Raw genomic sequence first — 21708 nt, 5'->3', positions numbered from 1 at the left:
CCTTCGACTCCGCTCAGGGACCGTCCCCTTCGACTCCGCTCAGGGACCGTCCCCTTCGACTCCGCTCAGGGACCGTCCACTCATCCACCCTCTCACCCCTCCCCCTCCCCATGCCCCCCTCTGATGCCGAAAAAACTGCCTGCCTCGAAACCCTGGCCAGTGTGGCCAGGCTCAAGGGCGACCCCACGCCGCGCGAGTTTGAGGCCTTTTTGGCGGCGCTAAACACCTTTGCGCCGCTGCCGCTGGGGGTGACGCCGGAAAGCCTGCTGCACGATCCCCGTCCGGTGGATCACTGGCTGCCCCAGATTCAAACCCCCGAGTGGCAGCAGCAGGTGTATCGGGGGGCCTGTGCGATCGCGCGATCGAAGGGCATTGACCCCCAGGAGGCTGCGCTGCTGCACCAGCTGCGATCGGCCTTTGGGCTTTCGCCTGAGCTGGCCAAAACCCTGGCCCGGCAGCCGTTGCGCGCCAATCTGTCGGGCGGCACGATCAACTCAGCACTGGCGGGCATGGCGGCCCTGATTGGTCGTGAGGGCGAGGTGCGCCGCCTGATTTTTGACTACGCCCTGGGGGCTGCGATCGTGGGTCTGGTGCCCCTGCGCGGCGGCGGCACTCTGGAGTTCAAGTTTCTGGTGGTGCTGGGCCTCATTCTCAAAATGATCTGGGATATTCGCAACCTCTGGGGCCGACCCCAGGGGCAGGATTGGTTGGCGATCGTGGGCAATCTGTTTGGCTTTATGGCGGCGGTGGTGGGCGGGTTTTTGGCCTGGGGAACGCTGGTGGGGTTAGGTGTTGTGGTGCCCTACGCCGGGGCCTTCTCGCGGGCCGCCGGATTCGCCACCGCCACCTGGATCGCGGGGCAATCGACCAACCAGTTCTACACCAGCCAAAAGCGCCCCGACCCCACGGCCCTCCAGCGCGCCTTCCCCAGCCTGAGGGCGGCTATTCCCACTGACGCAGCAATTTCTACCCCCGACCAGGAGCACCAGCATGGATAAATTCAAGCGACGGCAGCTGTTGCTGGGGGGCGTGGCCGCTGGCACGGCGGCAACCCTGGGCACCGAGTATGTGAAGCGCGATCGCGCTGCCGCCCGTCAGGCCGCGATCGATGCCTTTGCCGCCGAATTTTACGACCCCGAAGACATCATTCAGGCGGCGGTGACGGGCGACACTCGTATGGTCGAAGAATTTCAGGCGATTCAAGCCGCCGCTGCCTTTCCGCCACCGCCGATCCCCTACAACCGCACCATCTCCAAACGGCTGATCTTGCTCAGCCGCCTGGCCACCCAGCAGTACATCACCGGGCGCAACGACCCCCGCTACGACGGCAACCTGGCGCAACTGCTCGACTACACCCCCGAGCTAGACAAGTATCGCCTGGTGGCCAACTTTCGCGGCCAGGAGCGCCAGGTCAATGACAACATCGAAGTCCAGGTGCCCCAGGCGCTAATTGACGATCCCACCCTGATGGATGACCCCACCGCCCTGGAAGAAACCCTGTCCAGCACTGAAGATGTCATTCGCAGCGGGGTGACGGCGGCGGTGCGGGTGGGTCGCCGCATTGAGGTGTTCTACGGCTTTTTGCTGGAGTCTGACGACGACAGTATTTTGGTGTTTCGCGGCACCCAGCGCACCGCCGAGTGGGTGGGCAATATCTACGCGGTGCAGCAGCCCTACCTCGACCCCAACACGGGCGAGAGCCTCGGCAACATTCACACCGGCTTTCGCCGCATTGCCGACAGCATTATCAACCCCCTGGTGGTGGAGGCGGTACGGCAGATTGACCCCAGCAAACCCTGCTATGTGTCGGGGCACAGCCTGGGGGCGGCCCTGGCCACGGTGCTGGCCCTCGATATTGCCCTGGCCGTGCCCAAGCTGCGGTCCAGCCTGCAGGTCTACGTGTACGCCAGCCCTCGGGTGGGCAACCCCGAGTTTGTGCGCAGCTACGCCCGGCTGCTGCCCAATAGCTTTCGCATTAGCAACCTGGCGGACCCTATTCCTACCATGCCTCCCACCCAGCTGCGGGCGCAGTTCGTCCATATCGGCGAAGAATGGGCTTTCTTGAGCCAGGGGGGCGACATTTTGCCCAACCACATTGTCGATACCTACCGCCGAGCGGTTAACGCCGAAGCCGAAAGCAACCAGACCCGCAACTTTCCAGTGACGGGGATTGCCTAGGGGCGATCGCATTGAGCAGACTCAGCTACTCGAGCTAAGGCGCGATCGCCAGTATCCTGGCCTCTGTTTGCCGTGGGTAACTGCCAAGATCAAAATAGAATCTGCCTCAGCTAGGTACAGAATGCTATACGGAAATTTGCGAACTATACATCGCCTAATGCCGGGAGCAACTACAGGATAACGGCTTGGGGCTTCTCGTAAGCGGTAGACGGCATTCTCAAGCGCATCAATAAACGCCTGTGCCAGATCAACACGCTGCTCGGCATAGTACTGTATCGCTTGCGAATACTCGGCCAGTGCCTCTGGGTGAAAACCGTATTTCATTAGCCCAGTAAACTTCTCGCTCGCGCAAGTGCTTCATCACCAGGAATAGATTGAACAGTTCCGTTAAGAATTTCATCTCGCCGCCTCTGGGCCTCAGCAATCCATTCAGCTTGAATAGCCTCGTCTACAGCTTCTAAACTTGCCAACAGCTCCTCCACAAGCTGAATTTTTAGATTATCAGGAAGAGCAAGCGCCTCAGTCATCAGTTGGTCAATCGACATAACTAAATGTCCTAAATAAGAATGTTTGATATTGTGGAAAGATAATTTTGTGAAATTGGAAATACACTCTCTTAGATGAGCTATTTATTAAGATAATTGGAATCGTGGGCCGCTAGCATAGCATTCGCATGGGTCAAAATGCGATCTAAATCGCCAATTGAGTCTAGCTCGTCAATTTCATCGGTCGTAAGCTGATCAGCTTTTTTCTTTGCTAGCAGTAACTCCATTCGTAGTTGAAGGGAGTTACTGAATTTGAATAGGTTCCAGTCATCAACTCTCTTAAGCTGAATCGTGTGAATTAAAGACGATGGTTGATGAAGCGCTGATCTCACGGCATTCTCTGTTGCGTAGCTAAGCTGAATCACGATCAGTATTTTTTGCCTCATTGTCAAGATCGTTTGATTGCTTTGCCCATCGGCTTGTTAACCCTGGCTTTTTTGAAAGATTTACAAACTTTCTACCGCTTTCAGCTTGCTGCCTTTGCAAGTCGGCAAAGATAGCCTGTAAGTCATGGTTGAATGACCGAGAGTATTCCTCACGGATTCTATGAATTTCCTCGACAATCTCATCTTTATACATTAATTCAATCTCCTAACAGTTCGTAGGGTGTACAAAGAATTGGCAGCTCATACCCAAAGTCAAGACTGACTTCTGCCAGCTTTCTCTGGATTTGAGCATTGGCAATATGCTTGCAATTCCACGTCAGCAGGTAGTCCATACTGTGGATCGTGGCGGCTGCAATATGAATAGCGTCAATATCAGCTTTGGCAGGTAGGTTGCTGCGTCCCAAAAACTGCCCCGCTAAACTGATCACAGATTGATTTAAGTCGAGCAATGTAAAGCTGCGGATGATTTCAAGTCTTTGAGATGCCACTTGAATATCTCCTTTAGAGGTTTCTTTTACAACTGCCTGCGATGAGTAAAGCTGGAAATCATTTCGACGTGTCTCCCACCACTCCCTGGTAATCTCAATGTTGGCAGCCACTACCAGATCTCTGCTAGGACGAGCAGTAAGATAGCCTAAAATACTCGTTTCTATGTAAACAGTCTCAGTCATTCTCAACATTGAGTCTTTGATTTCGGCGCAGAAGCAGCGAGTTAACCACTACTGCCACTGAGCTAAACGCCATCATGCCGCCTGCGGCGGCGGGGCTGAGGCTGACTCCGACGGTGGGCAGCAGTACTCCAGCGGCGAGGGGAATCGCTACCAGGTTGTAGGCAAAGGCCCAGGCCAGGTTTTGGCGAATTTTGTTGAACGTGGCGCGGCTGAGGGTGAGGGTTTCGAGTAGGGCGGAGAGTTGGTCGCCCATGAGAATGACGTCGGCGGTTTCCATGGCAATGTCGGTACTGGAATGGAGGCTGATGCCGACATCGGCCTGGGCCAGGGCGGGGGCATCGTTAATGCCGTCGCCCATCAGCGCTACGGTGTGGCCACTATCTTGGAGCTGGCGGATCGCGTCCACTTTGCCCTGGGGCGAAACTTCGGCGGTGACTTGATTGGGATTGAGGTTGAGCTGGGCGGCGATCGCCCCCGCCACCTCTTTTCTATCGCCCGTTAGCACCCGCACCTGGAGCCCCTGTTTTTGCAGAGCATCCACCACGGCGTCGGCGTCGGGGCGCAGCTGGTCTGCGATCGCAACCAAGCCCACCATGCGATCGCCTAGCGCCACGTACACCACCGTCTGCCCCGCTGCCGCCAGCGTTTTGGCCCGATCCTGCACATCGGCATCCAGCGCGATATCTCGCGCGATCATCCACTGCTGGTTGCCCAGGGCGCAGGGTTGCACGGTGTGTTGCCAGGTGACTTGAGCGGCGACGCCGAGGCCGGGTTGAGTATCAAACTCATCGGCTGGCAGCAGATCCAGTTCTCGCGCCGCAGTGGCCTGCTGAATAGCTTTAGCCAGGGGGTGCTGGGTGCCGCTTTCGACGGTGGCGGCCAGTTGCAAAATGTCGGCCTCGCTCAGATCATTCGTCAAAGCTTGCACCTCGGTGACGGCGGGCTGGCCCAGGGTGAGGGTGCCGGTTTTGTCGAAGACCACCGTATCGAGGTGAGCGATGGTCTCCAGGCTGTCGCCGCCGCGCAGCAGCAGACCCCGCTCGGCCCCCAGCCCCGAGCCGACCAGAATGGCAGTGGGGGTGGCCAGGCCCAGGGCGCAGGGGCAGGCGACCACCATGACCGCGATCGCCAGCTTTAGACTCACCAGCAGCGTTGACGAGGTGTAGGTCATGGTGTGGCCCATGTGGGCCATACCCAGGGCTGAGTGCATCACCCCCGGCCACTGGTGCAGACCGATGAAGTACCAGAACAAAAACGTGAGCGTGGCCAAAGACATCACCCCATAGGTGAAGTAGCCCGAGATCACATCCGCCAGGCGCTGAATCGGGGCCTTGCGGCTCTGGGCAGTTTCGACCAGGCGAATCATCTGGGCCAGCACGGTATTCTGGCCAGTGCTGGTGACTTGCAGGGCGATCGCCCCACTCTGGTTCACAGTCCCTGCCGTCACCCCATCGCCGGGCTGCTTCAGCACCGGCATCGACTCGCCCGTCAGCATCGACTCATCGACGGTGCTCTGGCCAGAAACCACGGTGCCATCGGCGGAGATTTTTTCGCCGGGCAGCACCTGAACCCACTCGCCCACCTGAAGGCAGCGGGCGGGCACTTCGACCCCAGTCTGGGCGACCCCAGCGGTGGCAGGGTTAGAGATCAGCCGGGCCACGGCGGGCTGGAGTTCAACCAGCGATCGCAGCGCATCCGCCGCCCGATACCGGGCGCGCTGCTCCAGGGTGCGGCCCAGCAAAATGAATGCCAGCAGCATCACCGGCTCTTCAAAAAAGCACTCCCAGCCCAGGCTGGGGAACACCAGCGCCACTACGCTAGCCAGGTAGGCGCTAACGCTGCCCAGGGCCACCAGAGTATTCATATTGGGGGCCAGCCGCCGCAGCCCGGCCCACCCGTCCACGAGAATTTCGCGGGCCGGAAACGCCAGCGTCACCGTGGCCAAAACGGCGTGGAACCACAGGTCGCTGAGCACCGGGATGGTTAGCCAGCCAAAGTGGTTCAGGTGGCCAATGGTGGAGAGAATGAGCAGGGCGATCGCCACCCCCAGCCGCCGCCCCTGCTGCTGCTGTTCGGCCCGCTTGGCTTCGACCCAGGCGGTGAGGTCGTCGCCATCGCCATCGGTGGCGCGGGGGGTGGCGGCAAAGCCCGCCTGAGATACCTGCTCCACCAGGTCTTCGGTGGTAACGGAGCCAGTTTCGGTTTCGACGACCGCCACCTCCGTCACCAGGTTGACCGTGGCCGATCGCACCCCGTCCACCTGGTTGAGGCTCGTTTCGACCGCTCGCACGCACCCGGCACACTTCATGCCGCTGATGTTGAGCACCACGGTTTGGCTCGGCGACGGCTCTGATGCCGTGACTTGATCGGACGGTTGGGTAGAAAGAACTTGCATGGGGCGAAACGCTAGAAGCAGCAGCAAATCTAGCCTACCAAGCCGCCTCAAACTGTGGGTATCTGCTGCGTGAGCTAAAAAACTCTTATTGTGCTGCGTTGCTGGCCCTCGCTAGGTAAGTCATCAACGCCCCAAAGCCCCAGGGGTTGGGGGCTGTAGAAAATAGAACGGGTTTTGAGCAGCGACCCCAAATTGTGGCTCCTGCGACCTTTGGTGGCGTTAGGGGTTTGGGCAATCCTCACAAAGATCATAGAATCCAGTCATGGCCTCTATCTATAGGCATAGGGATATACCCCCAGGTAGATGCCAGCGTAGCTCTGTATACATACGATTGCTACGTAATGTAACGATCTCTGTTGGAGTTTACACAGCAGCCGTCCCGCGCGCATTGCCACAAGCAAACAAGCCAGGAGCAACAAACGATGAAATCTTCTTTGGTAATTCTTTACCACCGCGAACCCTACGACGAGGTCGTTGAAAACGGCAAAACCGTCTATCGCGAGAAAAAAAGTCCCAACGGCATTGTGCCAACCCTGAAAAGCTTTTTTGCCAACGCTGACAGCAGCACCTGGGTAGCCTGGAAGCAGGTCGCCGAAGACAAGCAGGAGAGCTTTGATGACCGAGTAACGATGGAAGGCTGGAGCGATCGCGCCGTCATCCGCCGCATTCCCCTCACTGCTGAGCGGGTCAAAGATTTTTACTACATCACCGCCAAAGAGGCGATCTGGCCCATCCTCCACTCCTTCCCCGAGCACTTCACCTACGAAAGCTCTGACTGGGAAAACTTTCAGTACATCAACAAGCTGTTTGCCGAAGCCGCCTGCGAAGAGGCTGCCGACGACGCCCTGATCTGGATTCACGACTACAACCTGTGGCTGACGCCCTTCTACATTCGGCAAAAAATGCCCAATGTGAAGATTGCCTTCTTCCACCACACCCCCTTCCCCGCCGCCGATGTGTTCAACATTCTGCACTGGCGCGAGGCGATTATCGACAGCCTGCTGTGCTGCGACCTGTGCGGCTTTCACATTCCCCGCTACGTCGAAAACTTTGTCTCTGCCGCCCGCAGCCTGCGCGATGTGAATATCGTTGAGCGCAAGCCCGTGCCCGAGGCCTTTACCCCCTTCGGCACCGCCCTGGCCGAACCGGAGATGACCGCCAAGCTGGAGTACAAGGGCCGCGTGGTGAATGTGGACGCTTTTCCGGTGGGCACCAACCCCGGCTACATTCACGAGATGGTCAATAAGCCCTCGGTGCAGCAGCGCGTGGCCGAAATTCGCAATGACCTGGGCGACAACAAGATCATCGTTTCGGCAGGCCGGGTTGATTACGTGAAGGGCGCGAAAGAAATGCTGCTCTGCTTTGAGCGGCTGCTGGAGCGTCGCCCCGAGCTGCGCGGCAAGGTGAATTTGATTATGACCGCTGTTAAAGCCGCCGCTGGCATGCGGGTCTACAAAACCGCCCAGAGCGAAATTGAGCAGCTGGTTGGCCAGATCAACGGCAAATATTCCACCCTCACCTGGAACGCCATCCAGCTCTTTACCGAGCCCATCCCCTTTGACGACCTGATGGCGCTGTACAAAACCGCCGACATCGCCTGGATTCCGCCCCTGCGCGACGGTCTCAACCTGGTGGCCAAAGAATACATCGCGGCCCACGGCGGCGAAAACGGCGTGCTGGTGCTCTCCGAGTTCACGGGTTCGGCGGTAGAGCTGCCCGATGCGGTGCTCACCAACCCCTACTCCGACAAGAACATGGACGAGTGCATTGACGTTGCCCTCGACATGCCCCTGGAGGAGCAAAAGCGGCGCATGACCACCATGCACAACGCCATCACCCAGTACGACGTGCAGCAGTGGGCCAACCACATGTTCCGCGAAGCCAATGCGGTTGCCGTCACCGCCCCCGAGCCCGAAAAAGACCTCGTACTCGCCTAGCCCCAGGGAGGGTGCGTTATGGCCCAGCCTGACGCACCCTTTTAGTTAGCACCCGTAGGGTGGGCACGGCCCACCTCACCTGAAGCCTAAAACCAAAACGCTAGGCCAAGATTCCAGGGGTCTTTTCCTGAATTGATCTGTCACCGCCTTAGGCCGTCGCAGAAACCTGGGATCTCCTGCGCTATTGAGGAGGCATCTATATAAGAAGATTTTACCTTCCAAAATTTGGACCTGGGGCAGCGGCGATCGCCGCCTCTCCCCAACCAAGCCCAGCATATCTATAGCCCCAGTGGGTTGGTGGGCAATGCCCACCCTACGCAGGCTGTATCTCATCTCAAGCAGTCTTATCTACTTAAAGAATCCATATATCTAAGGGCTGAGCGTGGCCTGTTTAGCCCTGATGCCCAAACTCAATGCGTTAGGCTGCACAAGAACGCCTGCTGTCAAGCCATTACGTTTCGCTGGCGCTTTATCCAACCATTCACCTACTCGCTCCCCGTAAACCCCGACCCCCCAACTCCCATGCGTAATCTTCAAACCCTCACCAACCAACCCTTCGACCTGATTGTGATCGGCGGCGGCATCAACGGTGCGGCCACGGCTCGGGATGGAGCCTTGCGGGGGCTGAGAACTCTAATTATTGATAAGGGCGACTTTGGCGGCGGCACCACCAGCTGGTCGAGCCGCCTCATCCATGGCGGGTTGCGCTATCTGGAATATTTTGAGTTTCACCTGGTGCGCGAGTCGCTGCACGAGCGGGAGGTGCTGTTGCGCAACGCGCCCCACCTGGCCAAGCCCCTGCAAATGACGATTCCAATCTACCGCAGCGGCTCGCGCAGCTACCGCATCATTCAGGTGGGCATGGTGCTGTACGACGTGCTGAGCTATGACAAATCGTTGCCCAACCACCGCATGCTGTCTCGTCAGAAGACGCGGCAGCTGTTTCGGGCCATGGATGCCGATGAACTGGCCGGGTCGGCCCAATACTACGACGGTCAATCAGAACATGCTGAGCGCCTGTGCTTAGAAAATATTTTGGATGCCCAGCAGGCCGGGGCGATCGCGCTGAACTATGCCCAGGTAGACGACATTCACCTCAGTTGTCAGCGCATTACCGGGCTGACCTGCCGCGATGTGCTGAGTGATGAAACCTTTGAGGTCGCCACCCACGACAAAACTGTGGTGGTCAATACCTCTGGCCCCTGGGTCGATGAGGTCTGCGGTCTCAGCGAATCGCCGATTAGCCAGGGGCAAAAAATTGGCGGCACCAAGGGTAGCCACATTATTGTCGATGCCTTTCCTGGTGCGCCCGGCTCGGCTCTCTATGTGGAGGCCAAATCGGACGGGCGGCCCTTTTTCATCATTCCCTGGCTGGGCCAATACCTGATTGGCACCACCGACGAGCGCTACACCGGCCCCCTCGACAACATCAAAGCCGACGATGCCGAAATTGACTACCTGCTCAAAGAAACCAACGCCGTGCTGCCCGCCGCCCACCTGACTCGCCAGGACGTGCGCTTTACCTATGCCGGGGTGCGGCCTCTGCCCTACGCCGAAGGCAAAAAAGCAGGCAGCATTAGCCGTGCCCACATTCTCCACGACCACAGCAAAGAGGGAGCCGAAAACCTGATCTCGCTGATTGGCGGCAAGCTCACCACCCATCGTCAGGTGGGCGAAGAATTTGTGGATGCGGTCTTTCGCCATCGGGGTGAAGCGGTGCCCGCCTGCCCCACCCACAAGCGATCGCTGCCCGGTGCCATTCTGCTCGACAACCCCAGGGTGGGCGAATGGCACGATCGCTACCGCCACCGGATTGCTACCCCGGTGCTCGACCACTTGATCGGCATCTACGGCGCTCGTACCGGCGATCTGCTCGCCATTGTCGATGAGCACCCCGCCCTGGCCGAGCCGATTGTCGACTATGCCTACGATATTCAGGCTCAAATCGTGTTCGCGGTGCAGGACGAGATGGCCCATACCTTTGTCGATATTCTGCGCCGCCGCACCACGGTCGCCATGCACCACAACTACGGCTTTGACGCGCTACCTGTAGTGGCCGAGGTGCTGCGCGAGTACTGCGGCTGGAGTGAAGAGGAGTGCGATCGCAACATTCGCGCCTACCACCAGTTTATGGCCGACAACTGCATCCCCGACTACGCGCTGGGTCAGGAGAGTCCTTCGCTGCAAACGGCCTAGCTGTGAAGATGGTGAGGGGATGAGGATGGTGAGGAAGGGGAAGTTCAAAGCTCAAAATTTTGCACTTTGAATTTTGCACTTTGAATTCATTGCCTCCTCTCCCTCACCCCTCCATCTTCCTCAACCCCTCATCTCCCTCATCTTCCTCACCCCTCCATCCACCCACCCATCCACCCACCATGCTCACCGCCACCCAAGCCGCCGACCCAGTCTTCGAAACCTACAAGCACCGCCAGGTCACCCTCGCCATTCTCGGTGCTGGGGCCTGGGGGAAGGGTCTGGCCCACATTGCCAGCACCAACGACCACACGGTGCGGCTCTGGTCGCGCAGCGGCGATCTGTCGCTGGAAGAGGCCGTTGACGGAGCGGAGGTAATTCTGTCGGCGATCTCGATGAAGGGGGTGCCGGAGCTGGTAAATCGGCTGAAGGGGCTGAATATTCCCGAAACAACGGTGCTGGTGACAGCGACGAAGGGCCTCGACCCTGAGACCACGCTGACCCCGTCAGCGATCTTTCAGCGGGCGTTTCCGAACCATGCGGTGGCGGTGCTCTCTGGCCCCAACCTCTCCAAAGAGATCGAGGCGGGGCTGCCCGCTGCGACGGTGATCGCCTGCGAGAATGAAACCGCCGCCGAGGCTGTGCAGCACGTGTTTGCGGGCGAAAACTTTCGCACCTACCGCAGCAGCGACCCGCTGGGGGCCGAGCTGGGCGGCACGCTGAAGAACGTGATTGCGATCGCCGTTGGGGTGTGCGAAGGGCTAGAACTGGGCTCAAACGCGCGATCGGCGTTAATCACCCGCGCCCTGCCAGAAGTAATGCGCATCGGCACCCACCTGGGCGGCCAGCCCGAAACCTTTTTGGGCCTCTCGGGCCTGGGCGATATGCTGGCTACCTGCACCAGCGCCCTCAGCCGCAACTACCGCGTCGGCTACGGCCTGGCCCAGGGCAAGTCTCTAGAGCAGATTCTGGCGGAACTGGGCAGCACCGCTGAGGGGGTCAACACCGCCTACGTGCTGCACGATATTGCCCAGCGCGAGAAAATTTCGGTGCCGATCTCGCAGCAGGTGTACCTGTTGCTCAAGGGCGATATTTCTGCTGAAGAAGCGGTCGCAGCGCTGATGGAACGCAAGCTCAAGGCCGAAGATTATCAAGAGATCTTGCAGGGTGAGTAATTGAGGCTCTTAGTAGACACCTTAATTATTGTGGATAGCTAACGCCAAGCTCTGCAGCAGCTCGATAGAATGTGGCCAATTAGGGCATTTGATTTGGCCGCAGCACTATGTTCACTAACGATTCTCAATCTACACCCTCCGCTAAATCAAAGGCTATTGACCAACGGCTAAAAGCGATCGCCTACAGCCTCGACTGCCTAATTCCTGGGTTTTATTGCTGGTTGGGGCCTATGCGGGTACGCCTTGGCGGTAGTTTGCCCGAAGCAGGCTATCCAGGCACGATTCACAGTAAGGCAGGGGTTGCGATAGTGTTGCCGGGCTATCGCATCTACAGTACCTATCAGGGTGAGCATGACCCTCGATAAGCACAAGCTCGATGGCATTCCGCAAATCACGGCCAAAATATTGCCAGTTGCGGAGTTTGAAATGTTGCTTATGCAGGAAGGTTACCAACGCGCAGGTTCTGCCCCAGCCCAGGGCAAACGCATCAAAGTCTGGTGGAACCATCTAACCCAATGACGAATTGAAGCAATTTATAGCCCAGACGGCAAAATAGCCATCACGACCTATCATGTGGACTAGCCGCAGGATACGGCATTGCTGTGTACCGCTCTCAGGGGCACATATATTATGCAGATCTGGGTTGATGCCGATGCTTGCCCGAATGTAATTAAGGAAATTCTGTTTCGGGCCGCTAAGCGAGTGGGGGTGAAAACTACGCTGGTGGCGAATCAGGAGTTGCAGATTCCTGGGTCTGACTATATTGAGGCGGTGCAGGTGCGATCGGGGTTGGATGTGGCCGACAACTACATTGCCCAGCAGCTACAGCCCGGCGATCTGGTAGTTACGGCAGATATTCCCTTGGCGGCAGATGCGATCGCAAAAGGAGCCTATGCCCTCAACCCGCGCGGCGAATTTTACGACCAGGGCAACATTCGCGAGCGCCTATCGATGCGAAATTTTTTAGATGAACTCCGCAGCGGCGGGGTAGAAACTGGCGGGCCGCGACCGTTTAGCCAGCGCGATACCGAAGCCTTTGCCAATCAGCTCGATCGCTTTTTGACCCGGCAAAATCTTAGAAAACCGTAGGTCAAAGCAGCGTGTCGTCTTCGAACTCTTCAAATAGCGCTGCTAAATCACGACGACCGTAGGCGATACGAGCAATTTCAATTCCGTCTTCTTTTGGATAGTAAAAAATAACGTAATCGGCATAGATAAACCCCTTTAGATCAGGGGCAATCCAAGAGTAGTCTTTGCCCATATTAGGGAAATTGAACACCAGCTTGCATTTTTGGCGAATGGCATCAAATAACTGACTGGCTGCCCGTACATTGTTTTGAGCAACAAATTCACAAATTTCGTTGATATCTTGAACTGCCAACTCCGAGAATACGTAGATGCCCATTATTGCTCTTGCGGCATTTGATCAAGTTTTTCTTGAAGATGTTGAAAGACAGCTTCGCCATCTACGACTTTGCCCTGACGGATCTGTTCGGTTCCGGCAGCGATTTTTGATCGCAGCTCTGAAAGTGCTTGCTCTCGATGCTCGTTTTCTTCTAGTAGGCGAAAGGCGATCGCCAATATCTCGTCAATGCTTTCGTATTTGCCCTGCTGAAGCTTGGCAGTAACGAAGCGTTCTTGCTCAGGCTTTAGAGTAATTTCCATATCAAAATTGACCTGGCAGGAGAAAAGGTAAGCTCTTGTAGTCTAAGTCTACTCTAACTATCTGGACGACCTCTATGGTTGCAGATGTTTCCTACAACGCCAGCTCAAGCCCCGGCAGTACGGCTTCTTCAGATAAAGTTGCGGGCAGCTGCACAAGCTCAACGGCTTGGTTGGGGCGATAAATCTCAACCTGCTGATCTTGGGGGTTGATCAACCAGCCTAAGCGAAGGCCACTGGCCAAATACTCCTGCATTTTAGCCTGTAGGGGCTGAAGCCTGTCGCTGCGAGAGCGTAGCTCAACCACAAAATCGGGGCAGATGGGCGGAAACGTTTCTCGCTCGGCGGGGTTGAGCGCTTGCTAGCGCTTGTTCTGCTTGTTTTGCTATTATTGTCTTTATAATTATCGACAAAGTAAAGTCATAATCGTTGTAAGCACGTAAAAAGCAGAGAAGCAAGTTAATGGAAAGCCACGAAAAAGAAAAGAGATCTATAAAACTCAAAGCACTTGAGTGTGTTCAAAACGGAAAATCTTTTTATTTGACAATTATTAATAGCTCTATCTTAGAAAAAACATGCTACGTCTCTAGACGAGATGAAGACCCGGAGAAAGGTTTTCAAAGAGTTTTGAATAAACCGCGAGCAAGAGATATTGCTCAATATCTCGACAAAATTGGAGGCATAATACCATCATCAGTTATCTTAAGTGCTCAAGATCATATAGACTTTAAATTTAATACAAAAGATTCAACTATTAGTTTCGATATTTTGCAGCATGGATTTTTGGCTATTGATGGCCAGCATCGGTTGTATGGATTATTTACGTCCGAACATGATTATGATATTCCAGTGATAATCTTTAAGAGCTTGAAAACGTCAGACGAAGTTTCTCTATTTATAGATATAAATACTACGCAAAAAGGTGTTCCAACAACTTTGCTTCTAGATATTAAGCACTTAAGCGGTAAAGAGACGAAAAAAGAAGAAAAGCAAAGAGACCTTCTTAATAGGCTTAACTTAGATTCATGTTTGGCAGGCCAATTTTCGAAAGACAAGAGTCGAGTTGGAAAAATTTCTAGGACTACTTTTAATTCATCAACAGATGCGATATTTGAGAACGTTTATTTCCAGGACAAGAGCGTTGATATAATTTATAAAGGATTAAAAAACTACCTTGAAGCTATTGAAAGAGCTTTAATAGAAAGCAATAGCAGGAGGGCAAAGTTAACTTCTGCAACAATATTCAAAGCGGTTTTATCGCTCTTTAATGACGTGACAGAGAAGTCGCTTAAAGAATATGGAAATCTAAAAGTTGAATCTATTTACAAAGTTGTAGAGCCAATTTCAAAACTAGAATATGATTTATACACTGGAACGAATAAAGCAACCCTTCAAAAAGTCATTAATGATATGAAAAGAGAAGTCTTCGAATACGGAAAGATTTCTAAGGATCTCCCGGATAATATTTTTGATTGAAATTAAAATGACTATTTTTGCCAGCAATTTTTTGTCATTAAAAAACGAATTTATAATTCCCTTGATCCAGCATAACCCATCAAAGATAGACAGGGATTATTTTAGAATTAAAAATATAATTTACCAAAACGTTAGGAAGGTAGAAAACATTTCGAACAATAGTTATTTAATTCGTCTTGAAAGCGGTATTTTTCAAAAAGCATTACTGAATGAAATCATTCTTTTTTATTTAAGAGCATCCCTTCAATTCAACGATCTCATGAAAATCGAGGATGTTGTTAATCGCAGTTGGCTTCTGGTGACAAATTACTACGCTAACTTTTTTTGTGCCACTTGTCTTTTGCGAATGATGCATCAGGGGTTTACTTATTTGGATTCGCGAGAAGCTCAAAAAATTTCGGAATTATTTACAATTCTACTTTCAGAGTCAGTTCAGCTTAGTTCGGGAAATTACTCCTTTGATTTGAAGGAAAAAGATGGAGATGAAATTGTTTTAGAATTCAAAAAATCTCCTCTAAAAGTTCATGAAGGCACTTGGCATAGAATATACATTGAATTCTACAGGATGCAATCTAGAAGTAGTCCAAAGCAATTGGAAAAGGCTGTTCTTCTTAAAATAGTTGAAGCGTTCGGATGTCATGGAAAAACTTTCTTCTCTACGCTCCGTAATGATGTTAATTATAATTGCAAATATGCTTGTGATGATATAGATAACTTGTTTTATTTTAATTTGAACAAGGATGTTATGGATGACATTGGCAAGGCAATTCTAAAGGCTGATATCAGGAAGGATGATATAGATTCCCGCAATCAATTCATGAATTTAATAGGAATGTATCTTTTTCATCTTAGTAGTAAGTTGTTTGACGAGGTGCTGCAAAGATATCCTAGTAGTATTAGCCTGTACAATAAAGCTATTAAGATGAAGAAAATTGAGCTTGAGAGGCTTTGTTGAACCTACATTGTTTGAGCCTACATTTTTTGAGTTTTAACTCGCTGAACTTATATCAAAAATTAAACCCACTTAAAATTTGGCGAGACTTTAATTGGGGCCAAGTTTCTCTAGCAAAATAATAATATCAAAATCCTTATCTGCTTTAGATACTATCAATAATTCAATTCATATAGTGAGCTAAGCTGATTTGCAAAGGTAGAACGGGAATTTTGTAATTCATGCAAGCTAACTGTAACTTCCTATCAATATGGTTGAGATTTCAGAACATATCTAGTACATTGTTTCTTGCGGGGAATGGTTTAGGCGGGTTGTGCGAGAGGTACCAGCTCTCTCACAACCCTAATCATTCCGGACTTATCGTGACTAAGCCGAAATGCCTGAACCTATTTTAGGTCAAGCCTTCGGTACGGCACCCTGACGGGATGCCCTAGGCGGTTCCCCGTTTTCTTTACCGAAGGTGAACACCCATGACTTACGAATTTCAGTTGCCCGTGCGCAACCAAGAACTGGTGCGCCTGATCGCGATCGGTGACTACGGGGCCGTGCGCGACACCATTCACCAGCTGGGGGCGATCGGCTATGCCGACCCCGATCGCTGGTCCAAGCTCATCCCCACAGGTCGCGAGGGCGAATATCTCGCCATCCACACTCGCCGCTACGCCCCAGCAGGCGAGTAGCTAAAAGCCCCCGCAGAAAACAGCTTTCTGCGGGGGCTCCCATATGTTTTGGCTGATGCCTTCAAGGGATGGCTTTAGGATCGCAATCCTTGGCGAAATTCGTTAGCGGCTTCCAGGCGAGACGTTTGGGCTAGCAACACACAGCGGCTCAGCACCGTTATATCCAGGGTCGCCAGTTCTGGAATTTCACTGCGATCGATAGATTCGTACCCATCGCCTCGTAGTCGGTGCAGGCTAAACACGCCATCTTCCCAAAACCACACCTCGGGCACCCCAAGCGCTTGATAGCGCTGTAACTTACCCATGCCGCCGCTGGTAAAAACCACTTCAATAGCCAGGTCAGGGATTGGTTTAGACTCACCAAAACAGTAGGATTCATCCGCCTGGGCAGAGACTTCCCCTTCTTTTTCCTGGGTCATAGAGCCAGTGGGCTCAAATTCGATCGCGTTCTCCAGACAAAACAGGCCAATCAAGAAACCAATTAGCCGACTAAACATTTCGTGGTCGCGCCCTGGCATCAGAATCTCAATGGTGTTGTGGTAGTAGCCCAGCCGCACCCCTGGCGACTGGGCAAACCCGGCCTGAATGAGCTTGAACTGCTGCCAGCTAATGCCCGCGTAAACCAAACGCTGATCGTCAATAGGCAGAGTCCGAAGGGGAGTAGACGTCATAGCCCAGTCTTTCCGGCGCAATACTTCCGGCGCAACATCGTATGCCTTATCGTAACCAAGGGTAGCGGCTGTTGATGCAGGCCTTCTCCCCATTGCGCTCAACCGAATTCAGGCGGCATAACTAAATCGACAGGCCCAGGCGCAGCCCCAAAAAGGCGTGGACAAACATCACCGCCAGGGCCACGCTGCCCAGGTAGGCGTGGGCGGTACGCAGGGATGCTTTGCCGCCGCCAAACTTGCTAAACGAGATCGCTCCATTCAGCCCCAGTAGGGCAATCACCAGGCTGCCCGTCCAGAAGTGGGGGCTTTGAAAAATCTCTTGCTCCTGCATCACCAGCGACAGCACGCCGCCGGTATAGCCCAGGCTAATGAAGGTAAACATCCACAGGGCCAGGCGCTTGTGAGTGTGGCGGTTTTCGGCTTTTTTCTGGGGGTCGTCGTCGCCGATGCGGCCCTTCCAACCCAGGTAGGCGGTAAAACTACCCATGACAAAGATAACGATGCCCATCATCAGCGGGTGACCCCAGTGAACGATCGGCTCGGGGGTGCCAAACCCGGCAAAGAAGTCGGCAATGGGCTGTAGATAGCCGCGAATTGTAGAAACCATGATCCTCTCCCAACAGAGCAGTGAAAAGCGCCCTTTCTAAGGTGCCACATTTTCTCTACCGAAAGGCATAGATAAAGCTGTGGATTAGTGAAGGGCACACAGGACGTTGACAGCGACGACTTTCACAGGGGCATGCCAAGTGTCATCCGGCATGCTCCTATGTCAAGTTTGTCTTAACCTGACAGGACGTTTGCAGTATCAACCGGGAGCTACCGTCGCCGTAGCCACATCAGTACCGCCAGGCCCAGGCCTATCGCAGGCAGCACCAGCAGGGCAAAGACCCCCAGACCAATCTGCTGCTGCACCGTGAGGCTAATGCGACGGTTGGTAACTTCGCGCGGACGAATAGATAGAGTGGCATCGGTCTGCTGCCCCAGCCAGCTGATGGCATTGAGAAAGACATCGCCGTTTAGCTGTTGCTCAAATAGCCCGTCGGTGGCAAAGGTGGCGTTGCCGATCACCACCAGGCGAGACTCCGGTGGTGGTTCGCCTTCGGCAGCGGTGGCTCCTTCGACCGGGCGGCTGAGGGCAACGCCCAGGGTATAGGGGCCAGAGGGGGGAGCGTTTTCGTCGTACTGTAGCTCGCCCTCCGCCGAGAGAGACTCGGCCCGACTCTGGGGATTGCTCTGCAAAATGGGCGTTGCCGTCACCCCCGGTACTTCTTCCACATTGATCGGGCGCACCAGGGGAAAGAACGATCGCCCGCCGCCAAAGTCGCGGGTAATGGGGTGATCGCCGTAGTCGGTGACCAGGGGCGCGGCGGGGCCAAGGCCGACTAGTTGGCCACTGCCTGAGGTGTCGAGCACGATACGATCGTCGAGGGTAACGCCCCAGGGGTCGAGCAGGGTGCCCAGACCGGGGCTGGTGCGCGGGTCGATTAGCAGCATGACGCTGCCGCCGCCGTCTAGGTAGGTTTTCAGAGCCTCGACTTCAGCATCAAAAAACTCGGCGGCGGGGCCAGCCACCACCACCACACTGGCGTCGTCGGGCACTTCACCTGTCTGCGATAGATCCAGCGGTTGAACGACGGCGCTTTTGTCTTCAAGGGCGGTGGCGGCCTGCAAAAAGCCGGTGTCGCTGCCGTCAATGGCAAACTCTTGATGACCCTGAGTGAAGTAGACGGTGAGGGCGCGATCGCTCACCACCTGATCGAGCGCGTTGGTCAGCGTTCGCTCCGACAATCGCTCGTTGGGGCCAACATTCTGCAAAAAGCGGCGGGTTTCGCCGCTTTCGACGAACACCATGCCCGTCTGGGTAGCGCCAAACTCCTGGGCCTGGCGCGGGTCGTTGTAAGGGTTGACGTAGTCAAAGGTAAACTGCGGCCCGGCCTGGCGGTAGCTTTCGAGCAGCTGCCGGTCTTGGGGGTTGGGCAATGGGTCAAAGACGACAACGCGGGTGGGGTTTTCGAGCGATCGCACCACCTCCTGCGACTGAGGCGCGAGGGTAAACAGCTGGTTCTCGGTCAGGTCAACCCGGCTGGCGTAGCGCACCGCCAAAAAGTTGACCAGCGCCAAAATGGCTAGCACCGCCAGGGTCGACACCAGTGCATTGGCCCCCGCTTCGGTCGATCGCTGCGCCCAGAACCGCCCCTGCCCCTGGTTGCCCAGCACCAGACCCAGCAGCAGCAGGCCAATGCCCCCAATCAGCAGGCCCGCAGGCAGCAGAGTCCACCCCGCCACAATGCCCGCAATCAGCCCCGCCGTGACCAGGGCCAGCCCCGGCAAGGCTAGATATTTCAAATACTTTTGGTAGCCCGCAAACGCTTTCATCGCCATAACCGCTACTACTAACCTGCTGCACGTTCAATGAACTGTTTGGACTGTTGGGTTTCACTTCGTTCCACCCAACCTACAAGATCTCCAATTCTTTAGATTGACAAAGCACTAGGATCGCTGGAACCGGAGGGTTTCAATCGACTGGGCCGTCAAGTACAACCCCAGGCCAATAAAGGAGAGAAACAGCACCAGCCCGCCCGTGTCAAAAATGCCTTCGGTGAAGTCGGTGAAATGCTTGAGTAGGGATAGATGCGCGATCGCCTGCCCCACCACCCCCGGCAGCCCCTGAGCCACTGCATCCACCAGCCACAGCAGCAAAATCAGCGCAAAGGTCATAATCGCCGCCAGCACGGTGCTCTCGGTCAGCGACGAAATGAACATACCCAGGGCCAGCACGCTGGCGGCCATCAGCACCAGACCCAGGTGCGACAGCAAAAATACCCCCGACCCCGTAGCCGGTTCGGCAGCCCCCAGGGCGATCGACTGGCACACCATCAGCGGCAGCACCATCGCAATGTAAAAGCTCACCACCGCCAGCAGCTTGCCCAGGGCCACCGCCCAGTTTGTCACGGGCGAGGTCGCCAGCAGCTCCAGGGTGCCCTGCTTGCGTTCGTCGGCGTAAAGCCCCATCGACAGCATAGGCAGCACAAACATCGACAGCGACCCCAACAGTCCCACGTAGGCCTTGTTGAACTCGTAGGCCACATCAAAGGGCGGCGGCGTGGGCAGCCCCATCTGCACTGCCTGATCCGCCATCGCCGCCTGGGCCAAAATCCCCTGCGGCCCCAGCAGAATGGCGACTAAGAAGAAGCCCCCCAGCAGCCAGAACACGGCGGCGATGATGTAAGGCAGCGGCGACGCGAAGTAGCTCTGTAGCTCCCGCTGGTAGATGGCGAGGATGTTTTTGAAGAGAAGGGTCATGGGGAGTGGAGTGGATGGGTGGGCGGGTAGGTGGGTGGATGGGTGGCGGTCCCTGAGCGGAGTCGAAGGGGAGCGGAGTCGAAGGGGTGAGGATGAGGGGGAAAGCCAGAATCTAAAACCCAAAATCGCTAGGCTTCGAATTGTTCTGGCGTTGGTTGGGCTGTAGAGAGTTCGGGAGTGAGTGCTTCGGGCGGTGCCGTGGCTCCCGTGGCGGGTTCGGTGGTAGTGAGGTTGAGGAAGACGTCTTCGAGGGTGGCCTGTTGGCGACGCAGTTCGTGGAGTTCGAGGCCAGCGTTGACCAGGGCAGCAGACATAACAGCGCCCAGACCCCGATCGGCTTCTGCGCTCACTCGCAGCCGGTGATGATACTCCGGCAGGTGCTCCAGGCCGAGTAGCGCCACCTGACGGACGGGGGCCAGCTCGCTCAGCAGGCGTTGAGCAGTATCCACATCGCCTTTAATTTCAAGCTCGTAGGCCGATTCGCCAGAGAGGCGGGTGGTGAGGTTGTCGGGGGTATCGGTAGCGACCACCTGGCCCCGGTTGATGATGGTGACGCGATCGCAGGTCATGCTCACCTCCGGCAAAATGTGGGTGGAGAGAATGATGGTGTGGCTGCCCGCCAGTCCCTTGATTAGCTGCCGCACCTCATTAATCTGACGTGGATCCAAGCCTACCGTTGGTTCATCCAAAATAATGACCGGCGGGTCGTGGATGATCGCCTGGGCAATGCCCACCCGCTGACGATAGCCCTTGGAAAGCTTGCGAATCAGCACCTTGCGCTTGTCGAGCAGACCGCAGTGGTCCATCGCAATATCGGCGCGCTGCTGGCGCAGATCGGCGGGCACCCCCTTGATTTTGGCCACAAAGTTGAGAAACCCCTGCACCGTCATGTCCGGGTACAGCGGCGGCGACTCGGGCAGGTAGCCAATCCGCTGCCGCACCGCCATCGAATCGGTGTGCACGTCGTAGCCTGCTACGCGGGCGGTGCCCTCAGAGGCGGGCAGGTATCCGGCCAAAATTCGCATGGTGGTGGTTTTACCCGCCCCGTTTGGCCCCAAAAAGCCCAAAATCTCCCCCGGCTGTGCCCCAAAGGTGATGTCTTGAATGGCCGTGGTAGACCCGTAAGTCTTACTCAGGTGCTCAACTTCAATCATGGATGTAGGAACCGCCAGCAAACCAGTGGATATTGTACTGCTGATTACAGTAGCGATTATTTCTCCCATTGCGTTTAAGTCGCCCAATCTAATCTGCTCCTCATCCCCCCTGTCTCCCTACGGGAGACGCTAGCGCGTTGGCGAAGCCTGTCCACAGGGCAAACGACTCCGCTCAGGGACCGTCACCCATCCACCGACCCATCCACCCACCGACCCATCCACCCTCCCCCTCGCTACTCTCGACTACAATGGCCAAGTCCATTGGGCCAAAGGCGATCGCTTACAATGGACCTATTCAAGCGTCAGGTGTGGATCAACTTTCTGGGATTG

The 21708-nt window shown here is 55.3% G+C and carries 24 protein-coding genes and 1 pseudogene; 11 read left to right on the top strand and 14 right to left on the bottom strand.

Annotation, left to right across the window (positions count from 1 at the left end):
• Positions 1-110 precede the first annotated feature (110 nt).
• Positions 111-998, top strand: coding sequence for a hypothetical protein (locus ACQ4N7_RS03200; RefSeq protein WP_430710183.1), 888 nt, complete (start codon positions 111-113; stop codon positions 996-998).
• Positions 991-2178 carry a lipase family protein gene (locus tag ACQ4N7_RS03195; RefSeq protein ID WP_430710182.1) on the top strand — a complete coding sequence of 396 codons (1188 nt, stop codon included), beginning with the start codon at positions 991-993 and terminating at the stop codon, positions 2176-2178. The genes ACQ4N7_RS03200 and ACQ4N7_RS03195 overlap by 8 nt, the downstream gene beginning before the upstream one ends.
• A gap of 21 nt (positions 2179-2199) precedes the next feature.
• Here ACQ4N7_RS03195 and ACQ4N7_RS03190 read toward each other — a convergent pair whose 3' ends face one another.
• The 6 genes from ACQ4N7_RS03190 to ACQ4N7_RS03165 all read right to left on the bottom strand — a co-directional run bounded on the left by ACQ4N7_RS03190 (position 2200) and on the right by ACQ4N7_RS03165 (position 6175).
• Positions 2200-2502, bottom strand: coding sequence for a type II toxin-antitoxin system RelE/ParE family toxin (locus ACQ4N7_RS03190; RefSeq protein WP_430710181.1), 303 nt, complete (start codon positions 2500-2502; stop codon positions 2200-2202).
• Positions 2502-2723 carry an addiction module protein gene (locus tag ACQ4N7_RS03185; protein ID WP_430710180.1) on the bottom strand — a complete coding sequence of 74 codons (222 nt, stop codon included), beginning with the start codon at positions 2721-2723 and terminating at the stop codon, positions 2502-2504. Before ACQ4N7_RS03185 ends, ACQ4N7_RS03190 begins: the two co-directional genes overlap by 1 nt.
• A gap of 80 nt (positions 2724-2803) precedes the next feature.
• Positions 2804-3109, bottom strand: a complete 306-nt coding sequence (locus ACQ4N7_RS03180) for a hypothetical protein (protein ID WP_430710179.1) — start codon at positions 3107-3109, stop codon at positions 2804-2806.
• Positions 3075-3302 carry a hypothetical protein gene (locus tag ACQ4N7_RS03175; RefSeq protein ID WP_430710178.1) on the bottom strand — a complete coding sequence of 76 codons (228 nt, stop codon included), beginning with the start codon at positions 3300-3302 and terminating at the stop codon, positions 3075-3077. Before ACQ4N7_RS03175 ends, ACQ4N7_RS03180 begins: the two co-directional genes overlap by 35 nt.
• A gap of 4 nt (positions 3303-3306) precedes the next feature.
• On the bottom strand, positions 3307-3780 hold the full coding sequence (locus ACQ4N7_RS03170) for a type II toxin-antitoxin system VapC family toxin (protein ID WP_430710177.1): 474 nt from the start codon (positions 3778-3780) through the stop codon (positions 3307-3309).
• Positions 3773-6175: a heavy metal translocating P-type ATPase gene (locus tag ACQ4N7_RS03165; RefSeq protein ID WP_430710176.1), complete on the bottom strand. Its 2403-nt coding sequence runs from the start codon at positions 6173-6175 to the stop codon at positions 3773-3775. The genes ACQ4N7_RS03170 and ACQ4N7_RS03165 overlap by 8 nt, the downstream gene beginning before the upstream one ends.
• A gap of 422 nt (positions 6176-6597) precedes the next feature.
• On the opposite strand from ACQ4N7_RS03165, the gene ggpS reads away from it, so the two are divergent.
• The 6 genes from ggpS (at position 6598) to ACQ4N7_RS03135 (ending at position 12569) form a co-directional block, all read left to right on the top strand.
• Positions 6598-8112, top strand: coding sequence for a glucosylglycerol-phosphate synthase (gene ggpS / locus ACQ4N7_RS03160; RefSeq protein WP_430710175.1), 1515 nt, complete (start codon positions 6598-6600; stop codon positions 8110-8112).
• A gap of 522 nt (positions 8113-8634) precedes the next feature.
• Positions 8635-10308 (top strand): glycerol-3-phosphate dehydrogenase/oxidase, encoded by a 1674-nt coding sequence (locus tag ACQ4N7_RS03155; RefSeq protein ID WP_430710174.1) that lies wholly within the window; start codon positions 8635-8637, stop codon positions 10306-10308.
• 179 nt (positions 10309-10487) lie between these two features.
• Positions 10488-11480, top strand: coding sequence for an NAD(P)H-dependent glycerol-3-phosphate dehydrogenase (locus ACQ4N7_RS03150; protein ID WP_430710173.1), 993 nt, complete (start codon positions 10488-10490; stop codon positions 11478-11480).
• A gap of 107 nt (positions 11481-11587) precedes the next feature.
• Complete coding sequence (locus tag ACQ4N7_RS03145) at positions 11588-11845, top strand: hypothetical protein (RefSeq protein ID WP_430710172.1); 258 nt, start codon at positions 11588-11590, stop codon at positions 11843-11845.
• Positions 11832-11999: a hypothetical protein gene (locus ACQ4N7_RS03140; RefSeq protein ID WP_430710171.1), complete on the top strand. Its 168-nt coding sequence runs from the start codon at positions 11832-11834 to the stop codon at positions 11997-11999. The genes ACQ4N7_RS03145 and ACQ4N7_RS03140 overlap by 14 nt, the downstream gene beginning before the upstream one ends.
• Before the next feature lie 111 nt (positions 12000-12110).
• A complete protein-coding gene (locus ACQ4N7_RS03135; protein WP_430710170.1) occupies positions 12111-12569 on the top strand; it encodes a YaiI/YqxD family protein in 459 nt (152 codons plus the stop codon).
• Position 12570: 1 nt separating this feature from the next.
• On the opposite strand, the gene ACQ4N7_RS03130 is transcribed toward ACQ4N7_RS03135, so the two are convergent.
• From ACQ4N7_RS03130 to ACQ4N7_RS03120, 3 genes and pseudogenes are all read right to left on the bottom strand, one after another.
• The gene (locus ACQ4N7_RS03130) at positions 12571-12885 is read right to left on the bottom strand and encodes a type II toxin-antitoxin system RelE/ParE family toxin (protein WP_430710169.1); all 315 of its coding nucleotides are present in this window, start codon (positions 12883-12885) and stop codon (positions 12571-12573) included.
• Positions 12885-13145 carry a type II toxin-antitoxin system ParD family antitoxin gene (locus tag ACQ4N7_RS03125; protein ID WP_430710168.1) on the bottom strand — a complete coding sequence of 87 codons (261 nt, stop codon included), beginning with the start codon at positions 13143-13145 and terminating at the stop codon, positions 12885-12887. The genes ACQ4N7_RS03130 and ACQ4N7_RS03125 overlap by 1 nt, the downstream gene beginning before the upstream one ends.
• A 91-nt stretch (positions 13146-13236) precedes the next feature.
• Positions 13237-13503 (bottom strand): annotated as a pseudogene (locus ACQ4N7_RS03120) (Uma2 family endonuclease); the annotation flags it as partial.
• A gap of 101 nt (positions 13504-13604) precedes the next feature.
• Between ACQ4N7_RS03120 and ACQ4N7_RS03115 the strand changes: the two are divergent.
• From ACQ4N7_RS03115 to ACQ4N7_RS03105, 3 genes are all read left to right on the top strand, one after another.
• A complete protein-coding gene (locus ACQ4N7_RS03115; protein WP_430710167.1) occupies positions 13605-14618 on the top strand; it encodes a DGQHR domain-containing protein in 1014 nt (337 codons plus the stop codon).
• A 7-nt stretch (positions 14619-14625) separates the two neighbouring features.
• Positions 14626-15573 (top strand): hypothetical protein, encoded by a 948-nt coding sequence (locus ACQ4N7_RS03110; protein ID WP_430710166.1) that lies wholly within the window; start codon positions 14626-14628, stop codon positions 15571-15573.
• 467 nt (positions 15574-16040) lie between these two features.
• The gene (locus ACQ4N7_RS03105; RefSeq protein ID WP_430710165.1) at positions 16041-16250 is read left to right on the top strand and encodes a hypothetical protein; all 210 of its coding nucleotides are present in this window, start codon (positions 16041-16043) and stop codon (positions 16248-16250) included.
• Positions 16251-16324: 74 nt separating this feature from the next.
• On the opposite strand, the gene ACQ4N7_RS03100 is transcribed toward ACQ4N7_RS03105, so the two are convergent.
• The 5 genes from ACQ4N7_RS03100 to ACQ4N7_RS03080 all read right to left on the bottom strand — a co-directional run bounded on the left by ACQ4N7_RS03100 (position 16325) and on the right by ACQ4N7_RS03080 (position 21378).
• Positions 16325-16921, bottom strand: a complete 597-nt coding sequence (locus ACQ4N7_RS03100) for a Uma2 family endonuclease (protein WP_430710164.1) — start codon at positions 16919-16921, stop codon at positions 16325-16327.
• 121 nt (positions 16922-17042) lie between these two features.
• Entirely contained in the window at positions 17043-17528 is a 486-nt protein-coding gene (locus tag ACQ4N7_RS03095) for a DUF4079 domain-containing protein (RefSeq protein WP_430710163.1), read from the bottom strand.
• Between the two features lie 209 nt (positions 17529-17737).
• Positions 17738-19303, bottom strand: coding sequence for a GldG family protein (locus tag ACQ4N7_RS03090; protein WP_430710162.1), 1566 nt, complete (start codon positions 19301-19303; stop codon positions 17738-17740).
• A 108-nt stretch (positions 19304-19411) separates the two neighbouring features.
• Complete coding sequence (locus ACQ4N7_RS03085; RefSeq protein WP_430710161.1) at positions 19412-20224, bottom strand: ABC transporter permease; 813 nt, start codon at positions 20222-20224, stop codon at positions 19412-19414.
• 128 nt (positions 20225-20352) lie between these two features.
• Complete coding sequence (locus ACQ4N7_RS03080) at positions 20353-21378, bottom strand: ABC transporter ATP-binding protein (protein WP_430710160.1); 1026 nt, start codon at positions 21376-21378, stop codon at positions 20353-20355.
• Positions 21379-21708: the final 330 nt, after the last annotated feature.

The sequence above is a fragment of the Nodosilinea sp. AN01ver1 genome (assembly GCF_050565655.1).
In the GTDB taxonomy this organism is placed as follows: domain Bacteria; phylum Cyanobacteriota; class Cyanobacteriia; order Phormidesmidales; family Phormidesmidaceae; genus Nodosilinea.
The sequence above is the reverse complement of the archived record's forward strand: the minus strand, read 5'-3'. Positions and strand labels throughout refer to the sequence as shown.